4 protein-coding genes and 1 pseudogene are annotated in these 6,278 nt (G+C 70.7%); 4 read left to right on the forward strand and 1 reads right to left on the reverse strand.

Annotated elements, in window-relative coordinates; all coding sequences use genetic code 11:
• Positions 1-38: 38 nt before the first annotated feature.
• Positions 39-326 (reverse strand): hypothetical protein, encoded by a 288-nt coding sequence (locus tag Q0994_RS32920; protein WP_299542208.1) that lies wholly within the window; start codon positions 324-326, stop codon positions 39-41.
• Positions 327-2,023: 1,697 nt separating this feature from the next.
• Between Q0994_RS32920 and Q0994_RS32925 the strand changes: the two genes are divergently transcribed.
• From Q0994_RS32925 to Q0994_RS32940, 4 genes and pseudogenes are all read left to right on the forward strand, one after another.
• On the forward strand, positions 2,024-2,755 hold the full coding sequence (locus Q0994_RS32925; RefSeq protein ID WP_299542210.1) for a DUF4241 domain-containing protein: 732 nt from the start codon (positions 2,024-2,026) through the stop codon (positions 2,753-2,755).
• A gap of 788 nt (positions 2,756-3,543) precedes the next feature.
• A complete protein-coding gene (locus Q0994_RS32930; RefSeq protein ID WP_299542212.1) occupies positions 3,544-4,302 on the forward strand; it encodes a hypothetical protein in 759 nt (252 codons plus the stop codon).
• A 119-nt stretch (positions 4,303-4,421) separates the two neighbouring features.
• Positions 4,422-5,090, forward strand: a complete 669-nt coding sequence (locus tag Q0994_RS32935; protein ID WP_299542214.1) for a DUF402 domain-containing protein — start codon at positions 4,422-4,424, stop codon at positions 5,088-5,090.
• Between the two features lie 256 nt (positions 5,091-5,346).
• A pseudogene (locus Q0994_RS32940) lies at positions 5,347-6,278 on the forward strand (hypothetical protein); the annotation flags it as partial.

Below are 6,278 nucleotides of genomic sequence, written 5' to 3' on the forward strand. Positions count from 1 at the left end.
GACCTCTCAGACCGTGTTTGAGATCTGTTGGTCGGGCGTCAGTAGGGGCTCCGGCCAGCAGGCCACTGGTAGCCATCCGGCAGCTCAGTTCCATTGCTATCGATAACCGTGTAGTCGACTATCACCTTCGCGGGATCGCCGCCTTCGAAGATCCAGACAACCAGACGGTGCTTGACCGCAGCCACCGTGAATTGGGGATCCGACACCTCATCAGCTGGCACAACGGTGAACTCGTCACCGGGCTTTAACCAGAAGACGTCACAGTACGGTTCGATGAAGAGGCAGAGGAGGTCCTCGCCACCGTTCTGCACGGGGAGCCTGTTCACTGACGCCGTCCCGGTGGCCGCTGCAGTAGAGGACCACCAGGATAGCGACCGACTAGCAAGTCCTTGGGGCCATCGGATTTCGGGTCCCGTGTCCGACTCTGCCGTCCACCCCGGCCGCCGACGGCACACCCTCGGCCCGGCTTCCGCAGGAGTGCTGGTCGGTCCGCTCTTCGCCGCCGCTGGGCCCGGCAACGGCCGCCTCGGTGTCGTGCAAGCGGCCGGCTCCGCCGGTACGCAGCCGGGCCGCTCGCCGTCCGCCGGGGCGCCGCGCCGCTTCCGCTGTTGTGCCGGTTGCCGCGGTGCCGTCCCCGGCCGCCCGCCGCCCGCCACCCTGTTCGCCCGGCGCCCGGCGCCCGCCGCCCGCCCGGTAGACCTCGCCCGGCGCCCGCCGGGCGCCGGGCGAGGTCCGTGACGCACTACGCGCCCGCGTGCCGTTGTGCCCGATCCCGGCCGGGGGCGCGGTGTCCGGAGGCCAGGGAAGAAATCGCCCGGCCGACGGCCGCTGACGGGCTGGGCCCAGCCGTGCCGACGGACACAGCCGAGCGGCCGGTCCGCCGCCGCGGCGGAGCCCGCCGTTACGGCTATGCGTGCGCGTCTTGCGGCTCCAGGCGAAGACCGGGGGCGGGGGCCGGTGTTCCGTACGAGCTCCGCCGTACGCGCCGTTACGGATCGGCGTGCGGGTCGTTGGCCCCGTCTTCGACGTCGCCCGGATCCTGGCCGACTGCGTGCGGCGGACCCGGCGTCGACCAACCCGTCGCTGCAGCTGTGCCGCCGCTCGGCCACCCCCCGCCGTGACCGCTCCCGCCCCAGCTCCGCGGCCGCGCCCCAGCCGCTCCGGTGGAAGCCGCCGTCCCCGCCCACCGCCAGCAGGCCCCAGCCTGCCCCGCCCGCCCGCCCGCCCGCCCGCCCGCCCGCCCGCCCGCCGGACCGGACCCGGCCGGTAGGCAGGGGGCGGCCTTCGCGCTGCTGGTTCCGTTCGGCCGGCGTCAGGCACCGGGGGTCCGCCCGCGCCGTCCTTACCGCCGGGCGCCGGCCGCTGACGGCGCACCCCAGGGGCCCGGCCGACCTCGTGCGGCCCCCGGCCCGGCTTCCGCAGAAGATGCCGGCCGGTCCCCGTCTTCGCCGTCGCCGGGCCGCTCGCCGTCCGCCGGGCCCGGCAACCGCCGCCCCGGTGCCGTGCAAACGGCCGGCTCCGCCGGTACGCAGCCGGGCCGCTCGCCGTCCGCCGGGTCGCTGTGCCGCTTCCGCCACTGCGCCGGTCGCCGCGGTGCCGTTCCGGGCCGGGCGGCGCCGCCCGGCCTGTCCGTCCCCGGCCGGTGCGCGGTCGCACCGCCCGCCCGCCGCCCGCCCGCCGGTGCCTGCTGCCTGCCGGGGGCGCCCTACACGCCCGGGCGCAGTTGCGGCCGGACGCCGACGGGGCCGGCGTCCGGCAGCCAGGGGAGTCTCGCCCAGCGGGTGTCACTTCGCAGCGACGGTTGGCGCAACGATCGCGTGCGGGCACTGCCCTGCTGCAGTTGCCGAGTGAGTGTTCCCAGTTGGCCGGGTGAGCGCCATGGGTGGCCCGTAGGAGAGTGGGCGGGACCCTGATGGCTGAGTACCGGACATGTCCGTTGTGCCTGGATCTGTCGGGGTCGCTGTCATGGGCACCGCCTATCTTCTGACTGAAGCAGTTGGTTGGTGGATGAGGGGTGTGTGGGATGGCAGGGGTGGGGAATCCGCGGCTGGAGGCCGGGCGAGAGGTCAGCGAGTTTCTGGACGCGGTCTTTGTGCCGGGGGCACGTCTCGGCGTGCGTGCTGACGATCCGCTGACCTTCGTCACCGTGGTCGAGGTGGAGGAGGTGACCACGATCCGGGTTCCCAGCGGTCGGCTGATCGTGGACTCACCGTGGTCCGAGGGGCCGGGGCGTGAGATCGTCGCGCGGATTCCGCCTGGCACGTACCGCGTGGAGGCGGCCTGGACGGAGGCCCCGTACGAGCACAGCGGCGACTACTGCGACGGACGAGAATGTGCCGCAACCCGGCTGCGCGTCGGCGACGACCCGGTGGCCGTCTGGGAGGCCGGCATCGGGGTGAACGATGCCATCGGGGACGCCGAGATCGGGGACGCCGAGATCGCAGCCGCCGGGTTCCATTCCGACAGCGAGGCTACGGGGGCCATCGCCGACGTCAAGGCGTGGGTAGCGCTGACTGCACCATTCCGCCGCTACCGGCGGGAAGTGTCTTCATGGGGAGGATCCGGTTCGGACCGGGCCACCGAGAACCTGTGCGATGGCTGGTTTGAGAAGAGCACCGATGAAGCTCTGAACGCTGACCTCATCGCCTTCGATGTCGCTGAAGGATGGTCCCCGGTCTGGATCGGGCGCACCCAGATCGGCACCGTGGCGTCCATCATCGTGCCAGGTCAAATGGCCACAAGCCCTCTGGCCTGAGCGCGTTGTCTGGTGCGCCACTTTCGGGCTGGGCACGTTCTCCGGAGCTGGTGACAACATGATTGAGATCAGCCCGGAAGTACCAACTACCGCGTGCATGCAGTGACAGAAAGCGCTGCGATCCCAGGGGAACGTCCCTGGTCGGCGGGCATCACCGGTGACAACTATCGCGAGCAGTCACAGCGGCCCGGCCCCCGGCGAGGCTCTACCTGCGATCCGCAGGCACGCCCCCCTTGACCGCCAGGCTTCAGCAGCTCGGACCCCCTTGACCACCCGCGCGGTCCGTCCCCGCCAGGACGGCCGCACGCAGCCGGCATCCGACCTCCCAGCTCGCCTCCCAGGTGTTCCCCTGGGTGGACGCGTTCGTCTGAGAGCTGGGAGGCCGGGGACCGGAAGGGCGGGGCCGGCCGTTCGACGATGGCCGACACCGCGTGGAGATTCGTTCAGCGGGAACCCTAGAGATCCCGGCTGCCGGACAGTTACCGGCAACGGCGCTGACTTCCATTTCCCTATGAGGGAAGACGCAGGGGGTTCGATGATCCACGTTGCAGAGACCCAGGGGAAAGGGGCCTGGATCCCGGAAGGGATGGAACTCCCCGTTCTCGTAGGAGGGCTTCTATGGGTCGTATGTGTCATAGCTTTCATCAAGTGGCATAAAAGGAAATAGCGTTATCGCAATTGTCCCACCCTTTCCCGTTTCCCGGGCCGGTTATTGACAAGGCGTTCTGATGGGCATTCGGGAAATCGCGCAATGCAGCCGACCACTGTTTCTCCTGGAGGTCGACCGCGTGAACGAGCCCGTCCACGTCCTGGTGGACAAGGCGCGCCGCTACACCGAGTGGTTCGAGCTCCTGGCGCCGAAGGCCGACAAGGCCAAGGCGCACGCGGCTGGCCACCACGGGGCGGCGGTGCACGGCTTCCGGCTGTGGTCGCGGATCTACCCGGCGACCGGCCGCGAGGGCTACGTGCCCCTCGCGTTCGTGTTCACCGGGAAGACCAAGGCGCAGCGGGCCAGCAGGATGCGGCGGCTGGAGCAGGCCGCTCGTTCCTACTTCGCCGGTACCCCGTACGCGGGCGGTGACATCACGACCGTCGACTACCACCAGGCGCTGCCCGTGGTCGTCGCCGAGCTGGAGCGGATCGCGGCCGATCCGGATGGGGCGGCGGGGACGGTGTGGCGCAGGCTCGGGCGCGAGGAGTGGCAGGCGCTGGCCGACGCCCTGGACAACCCCGGTGGTGACCGGCTGTACGTGGTGCAGGCGGAGGAGGCCCGCAGGCGCCAGAAGGAGCGCGAAGCCGCGGCCCTGGAGGCGCAGCGGCCCGTGTGCGGGCGCTGCGGTGCGAAGTTCACCGACGTCCGGTGGCAGATGGTCCGGCAGTATCGGGCTGAGCATCTCAACGAGCTGTGCGGACCGTGCCTGACCGAACACTATGAACAGGCGAAGGGGGCACGAGACGCGGAGTGCCGGGCGGAGGAAGCCGCGGCCCGGGAGGCGGCCGAAGCGGGGGCGGAGAAGAACCGCGGCCTGTTCGGCCGCCGCCGGTAGGCGTGGCGGGAGCACGGGCAGGCCGCCCTCGGATGGCGGCTTGCCCATCCCGGTCGGGATGGGCTGAGGTGGGGAAGCCGGGCCGGACACCACGGCCCGGGGCCGGAGGAGGGGACGCGGTGCGCGGATTCGAGACGGGGCAGACGGTCGTACGGCGTGACGTGCTCCGGTCGGGCCGGGTGTGGAGCGAGCTGGCCCTGCGAGTCGTCGCCGACACCGACGAGGCGTTGGTGACCGCCTGCGCTCCCGGCGCGCAGGCCCGGTGGCCCGCCTTGTACGCGCAGGCCCGCGAGCAGGAGGACCGCTCGGTGCGCACGGAGGCGTTCGACGCGATGGCGGCCGGGGAGTGGGAGCTCGCGGCAGGGGTGTGGCAGGAGACGGACCTGCTGCTGTGGAAGCCGCCCAGGTCCTGGTTCAGCGTCAACGCCTTCTTCGTGCCCGACGGGGACGGGCGCCGGCTGCGGAACTGGTACGTCAACTTCGAGCACCCCTCCCGCCGCACCGGCGCCGGGTTCGACACCCTCGACCTCACCGTGGACCTGGTCGTCACGCCCGACCTCGCCCGCTGGGAGTGGAAGGACGAAGACGAGTACGCCCACGTGCGACGCCTCGGCATCGTCACCGACACCGAGCACGAGGCAGTCGATGCCGCCCGCGACGAAGTCCTGGCGGTGCTCACCGAACGCTCCGGCATCTTCGCGCAGGCGCAGCGGTGGGCGTCCTGGCGGTGGGATGCGGCCTGGCCCACGCCGTGCCTGCCCCGGCCGGCCGCCACGACGCGACGCTGACGAGACCGGTGTTCTACGTTCCTGCCCGCCCGGTCACGCGACCGCGTCTCCAGCCGGGAGACCAGCATGACCAGGCGGAGAGGACCATCAACATGACCTTCATCGGTGGTCCCGGAGCCGATCCAGGACGGTCTCCGTCAACGCAAACCGCGAAGGCACCCATTGGTGACTTTGCCGACCGGGCACTCCTCACGCTTGCTGGAATCGATCTACAACCGGCTGTAGTGAGCGGTCGGTGAACGGCGAAGGGACGACAGTGAGCACTCCTCAGGCGGCAGACACCGGTAGCGAGGACTCGGCACCCCGGATCAGCACGGTCGCGGGGACCGGGGTTGCGGGGTTCGCAGGGGACAACGGTGCTGCCCTCTCTGCGCAGTTGAAACACCCGTACGGGATCGCAGTGGACAGCACCGGCACCCTCTACTTCTCCGATTGCAGCAACCACCGCGTCCGGAAGATCACGACTGACGGGAAGATCAGCACCGTCGCCGGAACTGGGGCTGCGGGCTACGGGGGGGACGGTGGCCCCGCCGCTACGGCTCAGCTGAACTCTCCGCGCGAGGTGGCGGTGGACCGTACTGGCACCGTCTACGTGGCTGACGCCGCGAACAACCGGATTCGGAAGATTACGGCCGACGGGAAGATCAGCACGGTTGCCGGGACGGGCGTTGCCGGCTCCGGTGGCGACAACGGCCCCGCTGCTTCGGCGCAGCTGAATATGCCGTACGGGGTCGCTGTGGACGGTGCCGGGGTTCTCTACATCGCCGAGTTCGGCGGCCATCGGATTCGGAAGGTCGCGGTCGACGGGAAGATCACCACGTTCGCGGGCACGGGAGTCGCTGGTTCCGGTGGCGACGGAGGTCCAGCGGGTTCGGCCCAGCTGAGCAGGCCGTACGCCGTGGCTGTGGACCGTGACGGTGCCCTCTACATCTCTGATTCCTGGAATCATCGGGTTCGGCGGGTGGCGTCTGACGGGACGATCAGCACGGTTGCCGGGACGGGCACTGCGGGCTTCGGCGGTGACGACGGCCCAGCGACTTCGGCCCAGCTGAGCAGGCCCTACGGGATGGTCGTGGACGCCGCCGGTACTCTCTACATCTCCGAACACAGCAATCATCGGGTTCGGCGGGTGGCGTCTGACGGGACGATCAGCACGGTTGCCGGGACGGGCACTGCGGGCTTCGGCGG

Source organism: uncultured Streptomyces sp., assembly GCF_947488945.1.
GTDB lineage: Bacteria > Actinomycetota > Actinomycetes > Streptomycetales > Streptomycetaceae > Streptomyces.